Genomic DNA, 1,064 nt, shown 5'->3' with positions numbered 1-1,064 from the left:
CCCATAGCCCAACCCATCTCCCGGCTTGCCTCTGGCTGGTCCGGGCGTACCCAACACCGTGTCTCCAGTGCCAAAGTCAGTGCCGTAGTCCACAAATAGCAGCCCGGCAATGGGTAGCTCATAGTTAAACAGCGTCACCGTCGTAATGGGCACTCGATACTCTGCTGTGGCGAGTAAAAAATGACGACCGGCGGCGACCGCGCCCCTTTGGTATCCCCTGACGGTATCAATTCCGCCCAGGTTAAAGGCTGCATAGGGCGGCACGTCGCCAAAGGTAACGCCGCCCTGCAAATTCAGCACCAGATTGTCGGTATAGTCGCCGTTGCGCACCAGGTTGAGGGGAATAAACTGGGTGCTGTTGGCCGTAGCTCGGGTGTAACCAATACTGGCCTGGCCGATGGGAATGGCTTGCTCTAGCCCCAGCCGTAGCCGGGTGCCCTGGAGAGAGAAAGCCCGGCCCTCGACCTGGTCGAGCAGCAGTGCCGCATTCAGGGTGAGCAAGTCATCCTGGCCGCTGGGGCTGGCGGTGAGGGGGTTGCCCAGGCTGTCGGTGGGGGTCACCTGGCTACTAAATAAACCGTTGCGTACCGAAACCCGCTGGTAGTTGACCCCGATCGCAAAATCTAGGCGATCGGTCAGCGATTGGGCATACTGCACCCCGCCGCCCAGACGATGCACCGATGGATCGTTGCCGCTGGGTAAATTTACGTCGGGGCCAAAAACTCCGCTGCGAAAGGCCGGGTTCTGGTCTCGCTGACTGATTAAGTTGGCCGAAAACAGACCCGGTAGCGCCTCTGGGTCGTAGAAGTAGGTGAGGTCTACATCCAAGGAGGATAGCCCCACTACCACCTCAGCCCCAATGGCCTGGCGATCGCCCAGGGGAGTGCCCACATAAAACGGCAGAAAGATATTGCCGACGCGATCGTTTTCGGCGGTGGAGGTGCGGTCTCGCAGGGCTCCCCGCAGGGCGTGGGGTTCCTGGGCTAGGGCTCCAAAGCCGTAGGTGAAGCCGCTATCGGACGCCAGCAGAATTCGCAGTCTGCCACGGGGGCCGGGTTGTAGAT

The 1,064-nt window shown here is 60.5% G+C and carries 1 protein-coding gene; it reads right to left on the bottom strand.

The genetic code is table 11. From position 1 onward, the window contains the following. Positions 1-1,064, bottom strand: a 1,064-nt coding sequence (locus tag IQ273_RS33380; protein WP_194027352.1) for a BamA/TamA family outer membrane protein, incomplete at both ends; no start/stop codon positions are given.

The organism is Nodosilinea sp. LEGE 07298 (genome assembly GCF_015207265.1).
Classification (GTDB): Bacteria; Cyanobacteriota; Cyanobacteriia; order Phormidesmidales; family Phormidesmidaceae; genus Nodosilinea.
The sequence above is the reverse complement of the archived record's forward strand: the minus strand, read 5'-3'. Positions and strand labels throughout refer to the sequence as shown.